The 16,548-nt window shown below is 65.1% G+C and carries 14 protein-coding genes and 1 pseudogene; 12 read left to right on the top strand and 3 right to left on the bottom strand.

Features of this window, described 5'->3' with window-relative positions; genetic code table 11:
- Window positions 1-74: 74 nt before the first annotated feature.
- The 3 genes from V0R59_RS19550 to V0R59_RS19560 all read left to right on the top strand — a co-directional run bounded on the left by V0R59_RS19550 (window position 75) and on the right by V0R59_RS19560 (window position 4,267).
- Window positions 75-2,525, top strand: coding sequence for a glycogen/starch/alpha-glucan phosphorylase (locus V0R59_RS19550; protein WP_330076024.1), 2,451 nt, complete (start codon window positions 75-77; stop codon window positions 2,523-2,525).
- A gap of 128 nt (window positions 2,526-2,653) precedes the next feature.
- Window positions 2,654-3,664, top strand: a complete 1,011-nt coding sequence (locus V0R59_RS19555; RefSeq protein ID WP_330076025.1) for a class 1 fructose-bisphosphatase — start codon at window positions 2,654-2,656, stop codon at window positions 3,662-3,664.
- A gap of 6 nt (window positions 3,665-3,670) precedes the next feature.
- Window positions 3,671-4,267: a DUF924 family protein gene (locus tag V0R59_RS19560; RefSeq protein WP_330076026.1), complete on the top strand. Its 597-nt coding sequence runs from the start codon at window positions 3,671-3,673 to the stop codon at window positions 4,265-4,267.
- A gap of 102 nt (window positions 4,268-4,369) precedes the next feature.
- Here the strand turns inward: V0R59_RS19560 and V0R59_RS32000 are convergent, their stop codons facing one another.
- Both V0R59_RS32000 and V0R59_RS32005 read right to left on the bottom strand, forming a co-directional pair.
- The gene (locus V0R59_RS32000) at window positions 4,370-5,200 is read right to left on the bottom strand and encodes a methyl-accepting chemotaxis protein (RefSeq protein ID WP_375547392.1); all 831 of its coding nucleotides are present in this window, start codon (window positions 5,198-5,200) and stop codon (window positions 4,370-4,372) included.
- Window positions 5,201-5,224: 24 nt separating this feature from the next.
- A pseudogene (locus V0R59_RS32005) lies at window positions 5,225-6,262 on the bottom strand (HAMP domain-containing protein); the annotation flags it as partial.
- A 226-nt stretch (window positions 6,263-6,488) separates the two neighbouring features.
- Here V0R59_RS32005 and bamE point away from each other — a divergent pair.
- Window positions 6,489-6,743, top strand: a complete 255-nt coding sequence (bamE, locus tag V0R59_RS19570) for an outer membrane protein assembly factor BamE domain-containing protein (protein WP_330076028.1) — start codon at window positions 6,489-6,491, stop codon at window positions 6,741-6,743.
- Window positions 6,743-7,306: a lipocalin family protein gene (locus V0R59_RS19575; RefSeq protein WP_330076090.1), complete on the top strand. Its 564-nt coding sequence runs from the start codon at window positions 6,743-6,745 to the stop codon at window positions 7,304-7,306. Before bamE ends, V0R59_RS19575 begins: the two co-directional genes overlap by 1 nt.
- A 102-nt stretch (window positions 7,307-7,408) precedes the next feature.
- Here the strand turns inward: V0R59_RS19575 and V0R59_RS19580 are convergent, their stop codons facing one another.
- Window positions 7,409-8,773, bottom strand: coding sequence for a formimidoylglutamate deiminase (locus V0R59_RS19580; protein WP_330076029.1), 1,365 nt, complete (start codon window positions 8,771-8,773; stop codon window positions 7,409-7,411).
- A gap of 143 nt (window positions 8,774-8,916) precedes the next feature.
- On the opposite strand from V0R59_RS19580, the gene hutC reads away from it, so the two are divergent.
- From hutC to hutH, 7 genes are all read left to right on the top strand, one after another.
- A complete protein-coding gene (hutC, locus tag V0R59_RS19585; RefSeq protein WP_330076091.1) occupies window positions 8,917-9,627 on the top strand; it encodes a histidine utilization repressor in 711 nt (236 codons plus the stop codon).
- On the top strand, window positions 9,624-10,202 hold the full coding sequence (locus tag V0R59_RS19590) for a HutD/Ves family protein (protein ID WP_330076030.1): 579 nt from the start codon (window positions 9,624-9,626) through the stop codon (window positions 10,200-10,202). The genes hutC and V0R59_RS19590 overlap by 4 nt, the downstream gene beginning before the upstream one ends.
- A 314-nt stretch (window positions 10,203-10,516) precedes the next feature.
- Window positions 10,517-12,196: a urocanate hydratase gene (gene hutU / locus V0R59_RS19595; protein ID WP_330076031.1), complete on the top strand. Its 1,680-nt coding sequence runs from the start codon at window positions 10,517-10,519 to the stop codon at window positions 12,194-12,196.
- A gap of 126 nt (window positions 12,197-12,322) precedes the next feature.
- Complete coding sequence (locus V0R59_RS19600) at window positions 12,323-13,291, top strand: ABC transporter substrate-binding protein (protein WP_330076032.1); 969 nt, start codon at window positions 12,323-12,325, stop codon at window positions 13,289-13,291.
- Between the two features lie 36 nt (window positions 13,292-13,327).
- Complete coding sequence (locus tag V0R59_RS19605) at window positions 13,328-14,179, top strand: ABC transporter permease (protein ID WP_330076033.1); 852 nt, start codon at window positions 13,328-13,330, stop codon at window positions 14,177-14,179.
- Window positions 14,176-15,006 (top strand): quaternary amine ABC transporter ATP-binding protein, encoded by an 831-nt coding sequence (locus tag V0R59_RS19610; protein ID WP_330076034.1) that lies wholly within the window; start codon window positions 14,176-14,178, stop codon window positions 15,004-15,006. Before V0R59_RS19605 ends, V0R59_RS19610 begins: the two co-directional genes overlap by 4 nt.
- Before the next feature lie 8 nt (window positions 15,007-15,014).
- Entirely contained in the window at window positions 15,015-16,535 is a 1,521-nt protein-coding gene (gene hutH / locus V0R59_RS19615) for a histidine ammonia-lyase (protein WP_330076035.1), read from the top strand.
- The last annotated feature ends 13 nt before the right edge of the window (window positions 16,536-16,548 follow it).

The raw sequence follows: 16,548 nt of genomic DNA on the forward strand, positions 1-16,548 counted from the left end.
CCGACGCGCTGTGTCGAACCGTCTAGGCTGTCAGATCTCCATCCGCAATCGTCAAACTCGCCCGAGGACACCGCATGTCTCAGGAAACGAACGCTCGTGACGCAGAGGTGGCCGCGTTTCGCACCGCCGTACTGGAAAAACTGACCTATGCGGTCGGCAAGGACCCGGAACACGCCTTCGACCACGACTGGTTCGAAGCCATCGCCCTGGCCGCCAGGGATCACATGGTCGATCACTGGATGGACCACACCCGGCAGATCTACCGCAGCAGCCAGAAGCGGGTCTATTACCTCTCCCTGGAATTCCTCATCGGTCGCCTGCTTTACGACAGCCTTAGCAACCTCGGCCTGCTGGACGTGGCCCGCGAGGCGCTGGAAGGGCTGGACGTCGATCTTGAGCGCATCCGCCTGCTGGAACCGGACGCGGCACTGGGCAACGGTGGCCTCGGCCGCCTGGCGGCGTGCTTCATGGAAAGCATGTCGACCCTCGGCATCGCCGCCCACGGCTACGGCATCCGCTATGAACACGGCCTGTTCCGCCAGGCGGTGGTGGATGGCTGGCAGCAGGAGCAGACCGAGAACTGGCTGGATTTCGGCAACCCCTGGGAGTTCGAGCGCGCCGAGGTGATCTACCCGATCAGCTTCGGCGGCCGGGTCGAGACCATCAGCGTCGGTGAGGGCGAGCCACGCCAGGTCTGGTGGCCGGCGGAAACCGTGCGTGCGGTGGCCTACGACACCCCGGTGGTCGGCTGGCGTGGCGCCAGCGTCAACACCCTGCGCCTGTGGCGGGCGCGGGCCCTGGAAGAACTGCATCTGGAGCGCTTCAACGCCGGCGACCACCTCGGCGCCGTCGCCGAGGTGGCCCGCGCCGAGAGCATTTCCCGGGTCCTGTATCCGGCCGACAGCACCGAGGCCGGCCAGGAGCTGCGCCTGCGCCAGGAGTACTTCTTCGTCTCGGCCTCGCTGCAGGACCTGCTGCGCCGTCACCTGAACATGCACGACACCCTGCTCAACCTGCCCGAGCAGGCCGCCATCCAGCTCAACGACACCCACCCGTCGATCGCCGTGGCCGAGCTGATGCGCCTGCTGGTGGACCAGCACGAAGTGCCGTGGGACGCCGCCTGGCGCCTGACCGTGGGCACCCTGGCCTACACCAACCACACCCTGCTGCCCGAGGCCCTGGAAACCTGGCCGGTGGGCCTGATGGAGCGCATGCTGCCGCGGCACATGCAGATCATCTACCTGATCAACGCCTACCATATCGATGCCCTGCGGGCCAAAGGCATCCATGACTTCGACGTGCTGCGCGCGGTGTCGCTGATCGAGGAAGACAACGGTCGCCGGGTACGCATGGGCAACCTGGCGTTCCTCGGCTCCCACAGCGTCAACGGCGTGTCGGCGTTGCACACCAAGCTGATGCGCAGCACGGTGTTCTCCGAGCTGCACAAGCTGTATCCCGAACGCATCAACAACAAGACCAACGGCATCACCTTCCGCCGCTGGCTCTACCAGGCCAATCCGCAGCTCACCGCGATGCTGGTGGATGCCCTGGGGCCGGACCTGCTGGACAACCCCGAGACCAGGCTGCGCGGGCTCGAACCCTTCGCCGACAAGGCCGCGTTCCGCAAGAAATTCGCCGAGCAGCGCCTGCACAGCAAGCGTGCCCTGGCCAGCATCATCCAGGAGCGCCTGGGCATCACCGTCAATCCGGAGGCGATGTTCGATGTCCAGGTCAAGCGCATCCACGAGTACAAGCGCCAGTTGCTCAACCTGATGCACACCGTCGCCCTCTACCAGGCGATCCGCGCCGAGCCGGGCACCGACTGGGTGCCACGGGTGAAGATCTTCGCCGGCAAGGCGGCAGCCAGCTATCACCAGGCCAAGCTGATCATCAAGCTGGCCAACGACATCGCCAAGGTGGTCAACAACGATCCCACCGTGCGCGGCCTGCTCAAGGTGGTGTTCCTGCCCAACTACAACGTCAGCCTGGCGGAAAGCATCATCCCGGCGGCGGACCTGTCCGAACAGATATCCACCGCCGGCTACGAGGCCTCGGGCACCAGCAACATGAAGTTCGGCCTCAACGGTGCGCTGACCATCGGCACCCTCGACGGCGCCAACGTGGAGATGTGCGAGCAGGTCGGGGCCGAGCACATGTTCATCTTTGGCCTCACCGCGCAGCAGGTGGAAGGCCGCAAGCGCAATGGCGATTTCGCCGCCGGCCCGACCATCGGCGCCTCGCACCGGCTCAACGACGTGCTCCAGGCGATCCGCGGCGGGGTTTTCTCGCCGGACGATCCGGCGCGCTACGTCGGCCTGGTGGACTCGCTGGTGGCCTACGACCGCTTCCTCCTGTGCGCCGACTTCGACGCCTACTGGGAAGCGCAGCGGCGGGTCGACGAGCTCTGGCACGAGCCCAACCGCTGGTGGCGCTCGGCGGTGCTCAACACGGCGCGGATGGGCTGGTTCTCGTCGGACCGGACCATCGGCGAATACGCCCGGGAAATCTGGACCGCCCTGGAATGACCGGCGCCGGCGCGGAACCAGATGCCGAATGTGTCGTCTGATCGGGCAGGGTTGTCCTACTGCTCGCCCGCGCCGTGCTCTCCCTGTAAACTGCGTGGGATTTTTTCCCCATTCCTCCGGAGCCATACATGTCCCGCGTTACCCTGAGTCGCTATCTGATTGAGCAGACCCGTAGCAACAGCACCCCTGCCGATCTGCGCTTCCTCATCGAAGTGGTGGCGCGCGCATGCAAGGAAATCAGCCACAACGTGTCCAAGGGCGCCCTCGGCGGCGTGCTGGGCAGCATGGGCACCGAGAACGTGCAGGGCGAAGTCCAGAAGAAGCTGGACGTGATCTCCAACGACATCCTGCTCGAAGCCAACGAGTGGGGCGGCCACCTGGCCGGCATGGCTTCGGAAGAGATGGACAACGCCTACCAGATCCCGGGCAAGTACCCGAAAGGCGCGTACCTGCTGGTCTTCGACCCGCTGGACGGTTCGTCGAACATCGACGTCAACGTCTCCGTCGGCACCATCTTCTCGGTACTGCGTTGCCCTAACGAGTACCTGAGCCAGAACGAAAGCCTGAACGAAAAGGCCTTCCTGCAGCCAGGCACCAAGCAGGTCGCCGCCGGCTACGCTATCTACGGCCCTCAGACCATGCTGATCCTGACCCTGGGCAACGGCGTCAAGGGCTTCACCCTGGACCGCGAGCTGGGCAGCTTCGTCCTGACCCACGAGAACATCAAGGTTCCGGAAACCACCGCCGAATTCGCCATCAACATGTCCAACCAGCGCCACTGGGAAGCCCCGGTCAAGCGCTACGTCGGCGAACTGCTGGAAGGCGAGACCGGCCCGCTGAAGAAGAACTACAACATGCGCTGGATCGCCTCGATGGTTGCGGACGTGCACCGCATCCTGACCCGCGGCGGCCTGTTCATGTATCCGCGCGATGCCCGTGAGCCTTCCAAGCCGGGCAAGCTGCGCCTGATGTACGAAGCCAACCCGATGTCCTTCATCATCGAGCAGGCCGGTGGCGCGTCCACCGACGGTACCCAGCGCATCCTCGACATCGAGCCGGAAAGCCTGCACCAGCGCGTGGCGGTGTTCCTCGGTTCGAAAGAGGAAGTCCAGCGCGTCACCGGTTATCACCAGGAGTAACCCGCCATGCTCGCACCTTGGCAGCCCTTGCTGGAGTGGTGGTTCGGTTGGGGCACCAGTCCCCAGGACGTGGCTGACGAGAAGAGCACGCTGTGGTTCGGCAAGCAGCACGACGCCGAGGCGCAGGAGCGCTTCGGCCCGCTGGTCGAGCAGGCGCTGGCCGGTGGCCTGGAAGAGTGGCTGGAAAGCCCGCAGGGCTGGCTGGGGCTGGTCCTGTTGCTGGACCAGCTGCCGCGGATGATCTACCGCGACACCCCGCGCGCCTTCGATGGCGACCGTCGCGCCCAGGTGCTGGTGATGCAGGGCCTGGACCGGGCCTGGGACTACCAGCTGCTGCCGCTGCAGCGGGTGTTCATCCTGCTGGTGCTGGAGCATGCCGAGGTGCTGGACTGGCAGAACACCTGCGTCGAGCGCTACCAGACCCTGCTGGATGCCCAGCCGACGGCGGACCGGCGTCTGTTCGAAGGCTTCCTCGACTATGCCGAGCAGCACCAGCGGGTGATTGCACGGTTCGGGCGCTTCCCGCACCGCAACCTGGTGCTGGGGCGGCCGAGCACCAGTGAAGAGATGGATTTCCTGCTGGAGCCGGGTTCCCGGTTCTGACTTGTAACACCATGTGGGAGCGGGTTTACCCGCGATTGCGGTGGTGTGACCACCAACGTCATCGCGGGTAAACCCGCTCCCACACGGATTGCGATCAACCCGTCAAATCCTGAAGCTTCCTACCAGGTGCTTCAGCCTTTCGACCTGACTCTCCAGGTCATTGCAGGCCCGCAACGTCGCCTGCAGGTTCTCAACCCCTTCCTGATTCAGCGTATTGATCTCGGTGATGTCGACATTGATCGACTCCACCACGGCTGTCTGTTCCTCGGTCGCCGTGGCCACCGACTGGTTCATCCCGTCGATCTCGCCGATACGCTGGGTCACGCTGCCCAGGCGTTCGCCTGCCTGGTTGGCGATGCCCATGCTGTGCTGGCTCTGCTGCTGGCTCTCGGTCATGGTGTTCACCGCCACCTGGGCGCCGGATTGCAGCTCCTCGATGATCCGCTGCACCTGCTGCGCCGAATCCTGGGTGCGGTGGGCCAGGTTGCGCACCTCGTCCGCCACCACCGCGAACCCGCGACCCGCCTCGCCAGCCCGCGCCGCTTCGATCGCCGCGTTGAGCGCCAGCAGGTTGGTCTGCTGGGAAATCCCGGCGATCACTTCGAGGATCTGCCCGATATTCACCGTGTTGGCGTTCAGGGTTTCGATATTGCCGCAGGAGTCGCTGATCTTCGCCGACAGCTGGTTCATCACCTGGATGGTCTGCTCGACCACCTGCTGGCCGTCTTCTGCCAGATTGCGCGCATCACTGGAGTGCTGCGAGGCGAGGGCGGCGTTCTGGGCGATTTCCTGGGCGGCAGCGCCCAACTCGTTGATCGCCGCCGCCACGCTGCTGGTGCGGCTGGATTGCTGGTCGGCATTGTGGATCGAAGCGTTGGACGCGCTGATCACCCGCAGCGCGACTTCGTTGACCTGGCCGGTGGCCGAGGACACTTCGCGGATCGACTCGTGGATACGCTCGACGAAACGGTTGAACGACTGGCCCAGGGTGCCGAACTCATCGTGGGCGTGGATGTTCAGGCGTCGGGTCAGGTCGCCCTTGCCCTCGGCGATATCGTGCATGGCCCGGCCCATCACGTGCAGCGGCTCCATCAGCACGCGGATCAGGACGCCGAGCAGGGCGATGATGATCAGCACCGCAGCGATGGTCGCCACTACGGCGGAACTGCGCAGCTCGCCGAGCATGGCGAAGGCGGCGTCCTGGTCGAGGACTAGGGCGACATACCAGTCCGCCGACGGCACGCCATCGATGTGGGTGAAGGCGATGAATTGCTTGCGGCCATCGACCTCGACTTCCTTCAGGCCCTTGCCGATCACCGGCGCACCCTGTGGATAAGCGTCCGCCAGGGTTTTCAGGGCCAGCTCGCCATTGGGGTGGATGAGGATCTTGCCCTCGCCGTTGACGATGAAGGCGTGGCCGTGGCCGTCGAAGTTCAGCGAGTTGATGATGGCGCTGATGGTGTCCAGCGCGGTGTCCGCACCGGCCACGCCGATCAGTTGCCCAGCCTGCTGCACCGGGGTGGCGATGGTCACCACCAGCTTGCCCATGGACGCCGAGATGTAGGGTTCGGTGACGATGGTCTGGCCGGCGGCGCTGGCGCTCTTGTACCAGCCGCGCACCCGTGGGTCGTAGTCGGCGGCGCGATTGCCGGCCGGCACCGATTGCATGGCGCCGTCCTTGCCGCCGAAGTAGGTGAGGGCGAAGTTGGCGTTGTACACCGGCAGCGCCAGGCTGCGGCCCAGCGCGTCCCTGGAAGGGCCATCGACGGCCACCTGCTGGGCGAAGGAGGCGAGGATCTGGATGCGGCTGTCCAGCCAGGTGCGGATGTTGCCTGCAGTCAGGGTGCCCAGTTCCTGCATCGAGGCTTCGGTACTGACTTCCAGCGACTGGCGCTGGCGATAGTCGTTGAACAGGACGAAGCCGGTGAAGGCCGCCACCACGACGAGGGCGGCGGCCAGCAGGATCTTGTGGCTGAATTTCAGGTTTTTGGTCATTTCGAGGTCACGCAATCTACGGAGGAGGCGCGGCAATCCGCCGCAGCGCCTCCTGTGTCGTCCGTCATAGGAAAAAGATTAATCGGTTCCGCAATCAAACCGACCAAAGGCCGTGATTTTGCTGGACTGAAAGCAGGCGCCTTCGGGAACCGGAGTGAGATTTATCCTTCTAAGCTGTCGGCAGTGGTCTGGCCCCTGTCACTTTCATTCCCAGGAGTACCCCTTCATGTCGTTGCGTTCCCTCGCCCTGTTGTCCCTGTGCGTGCTGCTGGCTGCGTGCAGCAAGCTCAACCAGGAAAACTATTCCAAGCTCAAGACCGGCATGACCAAGGCCGAGGTCGAGAGCCTGTTGGGCAGCCCGACGGAATGTTCCGGCGCCTTGGGCGTGTCCAGCTGTACCTGGGGGGATGAGAAGACCTTCATCAGTGTCCAGTACGCAGGTGACAAAGTGTTGATGTACGCGGGGCAGGGCCTGAAATGATCCGTCGTTCGTTGCTGGCATTGAGTGTGGCGTTGCTGCTGGGCGGTTGTGCGACCCAGGACGTCGGGCCGGTGCCGCCGAAGACGGTGGATCACGTCGACTTCAAGCGTTACCAGGGCAAGTGGTTCGAGCTGGCCCGGCTGCCGATGTATTTCCAGCGTGATTGCGCGCAATCCGAGGTGCACTACAACCTGCGCGGCGATGGCAGCGTCGGCGTGCTCAACCGCTGCCTGACCCTGGACGGGAAATGGCAGGAGGCCAGTGGCAGCGCGACACCGCAGGTGCCGGGCAAGACCGACAAGCTGTGGGTGACGTTCGACAACTGGTTCATGAAGTTGCCCGGGGCGCCCAAGGGCAACTACTGGGTGCTGTATGTGAGCAGCGACTACCAGACGGCGCTGGTGGGGAACCCGGACCGCAAGTATCTGTGGATCCTGTCGCGGACCCCGACCTTGCCGGCGGTGGAGCGGGAGAGTCTGCTGGCCAAGGCGCGGCAGCAGGGGTATGACACGACGCGGTTGGTGTGGCGGGTTTCGGATCGGGATATCGCGCGCAAGCCCTGAGCCTCAAGATTGCGCGCCCCTTGTGGGAGCGGGTTTACCCGCGATTGCGGTAGTGGATTCACCGACGTCATCGCGGGTGAACCCGCTCCCACAAGGGGCCAATCAGCCCAGCAGTTCTCTTAGTGTCTGGGCAAACGCCTCGGCGCTTTCCTGTTCATCGGCGTGATGGCCCTGCCTGACCACCCACTGCCCATTCACCATCACATCCCGCACCTGCCGATCGCCACCGGCAAACAGCCAGCGATTGAGAATACTGTCGCCATCCGCCGTGGCGATATACGGATCCGCGCCATCCAGCACGATCCAGTCCGCCCGCTTGCCCACCGCCAGTTCACCGACCGGCTGTCCCAGCGCCTGCGCACCGCCGTCCAGCGCCGCATCGAACAGCGTTCGCCCGACCATCGGCTGCGCCGCGCCATACAGGCGGTTGCGCCGCTGGTCCCGCAGGCGCTGCCCGTATTCCAGCCAGCGCAGCTCTTCCACCACGCTCAGCGATACATGGCTGTCCGAGCCGATGCCCATGCGCCCGCCTTGGGCAAGGAACTCCACGGCCGGGAAAATCCCGTCGCCCAGGTTCGCCTCGGTGGTCAGGCACAACCCGGCAATCGCCCGGCTCCTGGCCATCGCCGTCACTTCGTCGGCTTCGGCGTGGGTGGCATGCACCAGGCACCAGCGCTGGTCCACCTCGACGTTGTCGTACAGCCACTGGATCGGCCGGCGCCCGCTCCAGGCCAGGCAGTCCTGGACTTCCTTCTGCTGCTCGGCGATATGGATGTGCACCGGGCAGGCCTTGTCGCTGGCGGCCAGCACAGTGGCGATCTGCTTCGGCGTCACCGCGCGCAGCGAGTGGAAGCACAGACCCAGCGCCTGCGCGGGTTGCGCGGCGAGCAGGGGCTTGAGGCGTGATTGCAGGTCGAGGTACTGCTCGGTGGCATTGATGAAGCGGCGCTGGCCGTCGTTCGGCGCTTGTCCGCCAAAGCCCGAGTGGCTGTAGAGCACCGGCAGCAGGGTCAGGCCGATGCCGCTCTGGCTGGCGGCAGCGCTGATGCGCCGGGACAGTTCGGTCGGGTCGGCGTACGCCTGGCCCTGGGGGGCGTGGTGCACGTAGTGGAATTCGGCGACCGAGGTGTAGCCCGCCTTGAGCATCTCGATGTACAGCTGGCGGGCAATCACCTCCAGCTGTTCGGGGCTGATCTTGCCGACCAGGCGATACATCAGTTCGCGCCAGGTCCAGAAGCTGTCGTTGGGGTTGCCGGCCACTTCCGCCAACCCGGCCATGGCGCGCTGGAAGGCGTGGGAGTGCAGGTTGGGCATGCCGGGCAGCAGCGGTCCGGCGCATTTTTCCGCGCCGTCCGACGATCCGTTGGCCTGGATCGATGCCAGCAAGCCATCGGCGCCGACCTCGATCCTGACGTTTTCAGCCCAGCCAGTGGGCAACAGCGCACGTTCGGCAAAGAAGACAGACATCGACACGGCACCTCGTTCTGTTTATTTGTATATACATATACAGACGTTTGCCTGCTGGGTAAACTCCGGCAAGCTACCGTTCATTCAATAGAACAAGGACTTTTCCTGTGCCGAAACCTCCTGTCTCCAAGCTGGTTGCCCAGATGGGCGAGGGGCCGGCGCCGCTGTATGCCCGGGTCAAACAGATGATCGCGCAGCAGATCGAGAGCGGCACCTGGCCGCCGCACCATCGGGTGCCCTCGGAAAGCGAGCTGGTCAACGAACTGGGCTTCAGCCGCATGACCATCAACCGTGCCCTGCGCGAACTGACCGCCGAGGGGCTGCTGGTGCGCATGCAAGGCGTTGGTACCTTCGTCGCCGAGCCGAAGACCCATTCGGCGCTGTTCGACGTGCACAACATCGCCGACGAGATCGCCGCCCGCGGTCACCAGCACAGCTGCCAGGTGGTGACCCTGGCCGAGGAAGCCGCCGGCTCCGAGCGTGCCCTGGCCCTGGACGTGCGTGAAGGCCAGCGGGTCTTCCATTCGCTGATCGTGCACTACGAGAACGGCGTCGCGGTGCAGATCGAGGACCGCTACGTCAACGCGCAGATCGCCCCGGACTACCTCAACCAGGATTTCACCCGGCAGACGCCCTACGCCTATCTGTCCCAGGTCGCACCGCTGACCGAAGGCGAGCACGTGGTCGAGGCGATCCTTGCCGATGCCTATGAATGCAACCTGCTGCAGATCGAGCACAGCGAGCCTTGCCTGCTCATCCGCCGCCGCACCTGGTCCGGCCGCCAGCCGGTCACCGCCGCGCGGCTGATCCACCCCGGTTCCCGCCATCGCCTCGAAGGACGCTTCAGCAAATGACCGAGTTGACCCTGTTACGCGCCGCCGACTACCCGCGCATGCCGTGGAAGAACGGCGGCGGCAGCACCGAAGAGATCACCCGCGACGCCGGGCAGGGCCTCGACGGCTTCGGCTGGCGCCTGTCGATCGCCGATATCGGCGAGTCCGGCGACTTTTCCAGCTTTGCCGGCTACCAGCGGATCATCACCGTGCTGCAGGGCGACGGCATGGTCCTGCAGGTCGATGGTCAGCCAAGCCGTGCGCTGCTGCCGTTCGATGCCTATGTGTTCAGCGGTGAAAGCCAGGTCAGTTGCCGCCTGCTGGGCGGGCCGATCCGCGACTTCAACCTGATCTACGCGCCGCAGCGCTACCGGGCGCGGCTACAGTGGTTCAGCGGCCACAGCCGGGTGTTCACCTCCGCCAGCACCGTGCTGCTGTTCAGCGCCCAGGCCTCGCAGCAGGTCGGCATCAGCGGCCAGGCCGAGCAGACCCTGGGCCTGTACGACTGCCTTTACCTGCACGACAACGATCAGTTGCGCACCCTGGACATCACGGGTCGCTGCTGCCTGATCGAACTCATCGCTGTTTCCGGGTAACGCACCACTCGCGCACATTTTGTTACCGAATGCCCCAAGGTGGCGCAATGCCGCCTTGCTGCCCGCACCCTCCGCCTGATCCTTCCACCTCCCTCTGCAAGATTTCCCGGCCTTGTTCCACAAGGGCTACAGCCATGCCGCGATTTTTTTCATGAGGCCGTTTCGCGGGTTGGCAATCCAATTGCATATGCTTGTATGTACAAGTAAAGATGTGTGCGTATGAGTGGATAGGCCGTCCCCTCCGCGCTGTTCGTAAACACCGCTGGCCCACTGCCTGGGTTGGGATTGGATGGATCGCTTGAGGAGCCCTTTTCGTGACTGACAACAACCTGAACAAATTCCGTGACGTCGAAATCCGCGCCCCCCGCGGCAACAAGCTCACCGCCAAGAGCTGGCTGACCGAAGCCCCGCTGCGCATGCTGATGAACAACCTCGACCCGGAAGTGGCGGAGAACCCGAAAGAGCTGGTGGTCTATGGCGGCATCGGCCGCGCGGCGCGCAACTGGGCGTGCTACGACAAGATCGTCGAGAGCCTGACCAACCTGAACGACGACGAGACCCTGCTGGTGCAATCCGGCAAGCCGGTCGGCGTGTTCAAGACCCACGCCAACGCCCCGCGCGTGCTGATCGCCAACTCCAACCTGGTGCCGCACTGGGCCAACTGGGAACACTTCAACGAACTGGATGCCAAGGGCCTGGCCATGTACGGCCAGATGACCGCCGGCAGCTGGATCTACATCGGTAGCCAGGGCATCGTCCAGGGCACCTACGAAACCTTCGTCGAGGCCGGTCGCCAGCACTACAACGGCGACCTCAAGGGCAAATGGGTACTGACCGCCGGCCTCGGCGGCATGGGCGGCGCCCAGCCGCTGGCCGCGACCCTGGCCGGCGCCTGCTCGCTGAACATCGAATGCCAGCAGAGCCGCATCGATTTCCGCCTGGCCAGCCGCTACGTCGACGAGCAGGCCAAGGACCTGGAAGACGCCCTGGCGCGCATCGCCCAGTACACCGCCGAAGGCAAGGCCATCTCCATTGCCCTGCTGGGCAACGCCGCGGAAATCCTGCCTGAACTGATCAAGCGTGGCGTTCGCCCGGACATGGTCACCGACCAGACCAGCGCCCACGATCCGCTCAACGGCTACCTGCCGGCCGGCTGGACCTGGGAGCAGTACCGCGACCGCGCCAAGACCGAGCCGGCTGCCGTGGTCAAGGCCGCCAAGCAATCCATGGCCGTGCACGTCCAGGCCATGCTGGAGTTCCAGAAGCAGGGCATCCCGACCTTCGACTACGGCAATAACATCCGCCAGATGGCCAAGGAAGAGGGCGTCGCCAATGCCTTCGATTTCCCGGGCTTCGTTCCGGCTTACATCCGTCCGCTGTTCTGCCGCGGCATCGGGCCGTTCCGCTGGGCCGCGCTGTCGGGTAACGCCGAAGACATCTACAAGACCGACGCCAAGGTCAAGGAACTGATCCCGGACGACGCCCATCTGCACAACTGGCTGGACATGGCGCGCGAGCGCATCAGCTTCCAGGGCCTGCCGGCGCGTATTTGCTGGGTTGGCCTGGGCCTGCGCGCCAAGCTCGGCCTGGCCTTCAACGAAATGGTCCGTCGCGGCGAGCTTTCCGCGCCTATCGTTATCGGTCGCGATCACCTCGACTCAGGCTCTGTCTCCAGCCCGAACCGTGAAACCGAAGCGATGCAGGACGGTTCCGATGCCGTGTCCGACTGGCCGCTGCTCAACGCCCTGCTCAACACCGCCAGCGGCGCCACCTGGGTGTCCCTGCACCACGGCGGTGGCGTGGGCATGGGCTTCTCGCAGCACTCGGGCATGGTCATCGTCTGCGACGGTAGCGACGAAGCCGCAGAGCGTATCGCCCGCGTGCTGACCAATGACCCGGGCACCGGCGTGATGCGTCATGCCGACGCCGGCTACCAGATTGCAATCGACTGTGCCAAAGAGCAGGGCCTGAACCTGCCGATGATTACCGGCTGATCCGCGTCGCGGGGGCCGTGGGAACGGCCCCCCGCCGCGGCGTTTCATGGAAGGGACGACCGGACGCATGGCTGGGAATGCCGCTGAACTGCCGATATCCACTTTCCTGTTTGGGAGCGTCATGCAATGAAAACCAACAAGACCCTGCTTGCGTCGCTGTGTGCCCTTGGCCTCATGAGTCTGTCGGGAGTGAGCCAGGCCGCCGGCTGGTGCGAATCCGGCAAGCCGGTGAAATTCGCCGGGCTGAACTGGGAAAGCGGGATGCTGCTGACCGACGTCATGCAGTTCGTCCTGAAGAATGGCTACGGCTGCCAGACCGACAGCCTGCCGGGCAACTCCATCACCATGGAAAACGCCCTCAGCACCAATGACATCCAGGTCTTCGCCGAAGAATGGGTTGGCCGCAGCGAGGTCTGGAAGAAGGCCGAGGCCGCCGGCAAGGTGGTGGGCGTCGGCGCCCCGGTGGTCGGTGCCATCGAAGGCTGGTACGTGCCGCGCTACGTGATCGAGGGCGATGCCAAGCGCAAGCTCGAAGCCAAGGCGCCAAACCTCAAGGCCATCGCCGACCTGGGCCAGTACTCGGCGGTGTTCAAGGATCCGGAGGAACCGTCCAAGGGCCGTTTCTACAACTGCCCGGCGGGCTGGACCTGCGAGCTGGACAACAGCGAGATGCTCAAGGACTACGGCCTGGAAGGCAGCTACACCAACTTCCGCCCGGGCACCGGCCCGGCCCTGGATGCGGCGGTGCTGTCGAGCTACAAGCGCGGCGAGCCGATCCTCTTCTACTACTGGACCCCGACCCCGCTGATGGGCCAGGTAGACCTGGTCAAGCTGGACGAGAAACCCGGCGTCGACAAGAGCGTGAGCATCAAGGTCGGCCTGTCCAAGGCCTTCCACGAAGGTGCCCCGGAGCTGGTGGCGGTGCTGGAAAAGGTCAACCTGCCGATCGACCTGCTCAACCAGAACCTGGCGCGCATGACCAAGGAACGCATCGAGTCGCCGAAACTGGCCAAAGCCTTCCTCAAGGAACATCCTGAAATCTGGCATGCGTGGGTCAGCGAAGACGCGGCGAAGAAGATCGACGCGGCGCTCTGAGCGTCCTTTCCACCTGATGAGTGATGAGTGAACCCTATGTTCCCCGAAAACTTTACCTTCTCCATCGCCGACTGGGTCAACGGCTGGGTCGATGCGCTGGTGACCAACTACGGTGATGTGTTCCGGCAGATCTCCGACACCCTGCTCTGGGCCATCGTCAACCTCGAAGGCCTGCTGCGGGCCACGCCCTGGTGGCTGATGCTGGCGGTGGTCGGGCTGATCGCCTGGCACGCCACCCGCCGCGTGCTGCCCACCCTGGTGATCGTCGGCCTGCTGTTCCTGGTAGGGGCGGTGGGGCTGTGGGACAAGCTCATGCAGACCCTGGCGCTGATGCTGGTGGCGACGCTGATCTCGGTGCTGATCGGCATCCCGCTGGGGATCCTCTCGGCGCGCAGCAACCGCCTGCGTGCGGTGCTGATGCCGCTGCTCGACATCATGCAGACCATGCCCAGCTTCGTGTACCTGATCCCGGTGCTGATGCTGTTCGGCCTGGGCAAGGTCCCGGCGATCTTCGCCACGGTGATCTACGCCGCGCCGCCGCTGATCCGCCTCACCGACCTGGGTATCCGCCAGGTCGACGGCGAGGTCATGGAGGCGATCAACGCTTTCGGCGCCAACCGCTGGCAGCAATTGTTCGGCGTGCAGCTGCCGCTGGCCCTGCCGAGCATCATGGCCGGCATCAACCAGACCACCATGATGGCCCTGTCGATGGTGGTGATCGCCTCGATGATCGGCGCCCGCGGCCTCGGCGAGGACGTGCTGGTGGGCATCCAGACCCTGAACGTCGGTCGCGGCCTCGAAGCCGGCCTGGCAATCGTGATTCTCGCAGTGGTGATCGACCGCATTACCCAGGCCTACGGCCGGGCGCGGCATGAGGTGAGCAGATGAGTACGCAGGCGTTGAACAAGATCGAAGTGAAGAACGTCTTCAAGATCTTCGGCGAGCGCTCGGCAGAGGCGCTGAAACTGATCGGCGAGTCCCAGACCAAGGAGCAGGTGCTGGCCAGGACCGGCTGCGTGGTCGGGGTCAACGACCTTTCGCTGTCCATCGGCGCTGGCGAGATCTTCGTGATCATGGGCCTGTCGGGCTCCGGCAAGTCGACCCTGGTGCGTCACTTCAACCGCCTGATTGACCCGACCAGCGGAGCGATCCTGGTGGATGGCGAAGACATCCTGCAGTACGACATGGAAGCCCTGCGCCAATTCCGCCGGCGCAAGATCAGCATGGTGTTCCAGAGCTTCGGCCTGCTGCCGCACAAGACCGTGCTGGAAAACGTCGCCTACGGCCTCAAGGTCCGCGGCGAGAGCAAGCAGGTCTGTGCCGAGCGCGCCCAGCACTGGATCACCACGGTGGGCCTGAAGGGCTACGAGAAGTCCTATCCGCACCAGCTCTCCGGTGGCATGCGCCAGCGCGTCGGCCTGGCCCGGGCGCTGGCGGCGGACACCGACATCATCCTCATGGACGAAGCCTTCAGCGCCCTCGACCCGCTGATCCGCGCGGAAATGCAGGACCAGTTGCTGGAACTGCAGAAGACCCTGCACAAGACCATCGTCTTCATCACCCATGACCTCGATGAGGCCGTGCGCATCGGCAACCGCATCGCGATCCTCAAGGATGGCCGCCTGATCCAGGTCGGCACGCCGCGGGAGATCCTCCATGAGCCGGCCGACGAATACGTCGACCGCTTCGTCCAGCGCCGCGCCGCCACCGTATGAGGACCGCCATGCCGCAAGAAAAGGTCGTGATCGCCGACGCCCCGCTGCGTTGGCAGGACATCGTCGCCGTGGCCCGCCACGGCGCCAGCCTGGAGCTGTCGTTCAGCGCCTGGGCGCGGATCGAGAATGCCCAGGGCATCGTGCGGCGCATCGTCGAAAGCGGCGAGCGCGCGTATGGCGTCAACACCGGCCTCGGCGCCCTGTGCAACGTCGCCCTGCAAGGCGAGCAGCTCAGCCAGCTGTCGCGCAACACCCTGCTCAGCCATGCCTGCGGCGTCGGCCCGGTGCTCGGCGACGAGCAGACCCGGGCGATCATCTGCGCCGCCATCGTCAACTACAGCCAGGGCAAGTCGGGGATCCAGCGCCCGGTGGTGGAAGCGCTGCTGGCCCTGCTGGAGCGCGGCATCACCCCGCAGGTGCCGTCCCAGGGCTCGGTGGGCTACCTGACCCACATGGCCCATGTCGGCATCTGCCTGCTGGGCGTGGGCAAGGTCAGCTATCGCGGGCAGGTGGTCGACGCCGCCGCGGCGCTGGCGGAAGAAGGCCTGGCGCCGGTGCAACTGGGGGCGAAGGACGGCCTGTGCCTGGTCAATGGCACGCCGTGCATGACCGGCTTGAGCTGCCTGGCCCTGGCCGATGCCAGCCACCTGCTGGAATGGGCCGACATCATCGCGGCCATGAGCTTCGAGGCGCAGCGCGGGCAGATCGCCGCGTTCGACGAGGAGATCATCGCCCTCAAGCCCCATCCGGGCATGCAGCAGGTGGGCGCCAACCTGCGGGCGCTGCTGGCCGGCAGCGAAGTGATCGCCGGCAGCAAGGGCATCCGTACCCAGGACGCCTTGAGCATCCGTTCCATCCCGCAGGTACACGGTGCCTCCCGCGACCAGCTGGCCCATGCCGCGCGGCAGGTCGAGACCGAACTCAACTCGGCCACCGACAACCCGCTGCTGCTGGGCACGCCTGACGACTTCCGGGTGATGTCCCAGGCCAACCCCCACGGCCAGTCCGTGGCCATGGCTGCCGACCTGCTGGCCGTGGCGGTCGCCGAGATCGGTTCCATCGCCGAGCGCCGCCTGGATCGCCTGGTCAACCCGCATGTCAGCGGGCTGCCGGCGTTCCTGGTCAGCGAGCCGGGGGTCAACTCCGGAATGATGATCGTGCAGTACGTCGCTGCCTCGCTGTGCGCCGAGAACCGCCAGCTGGCGCAGCCGGCGGTGGTGGACAACTTCGTCACCTCGGGCCTGCAGGAAGATCACCTGAGCCTTGGCACCAGCGCCGCGCTCAAGCTGCACCGGGCCCTGGAGAACTGCACGCAGATCCTCGCCATCGAGTACCTGCTGGCGGCCCAGGCTTTCGAATTTCTCAAGGAGCAGCGCTTCGGCGCGGGCACCGGTCGCGCCTGGCAACTGCTGCGCGAACAGGTCCCGGCCTACGTGCAGGACCGTTGGCTGGCACCGGACATCGCCACCACGGCCGCGCTGCTCAAACAGCCGCAACTGCCCCGGCACGTGCTGCCGGCGCTGCTCTGAACAACGACAAGGA

The organism is Pseudomonas ulcerans (assembly GCF_036324125.1).
Taxonomy (GTDB): Bacteria; Pseudomonadota; Gammaproteobacteria; order Pseudomonadales; family Pseudomonadaceae; genus Aquipseudomonas; species Aquipseudomonas ulcerans.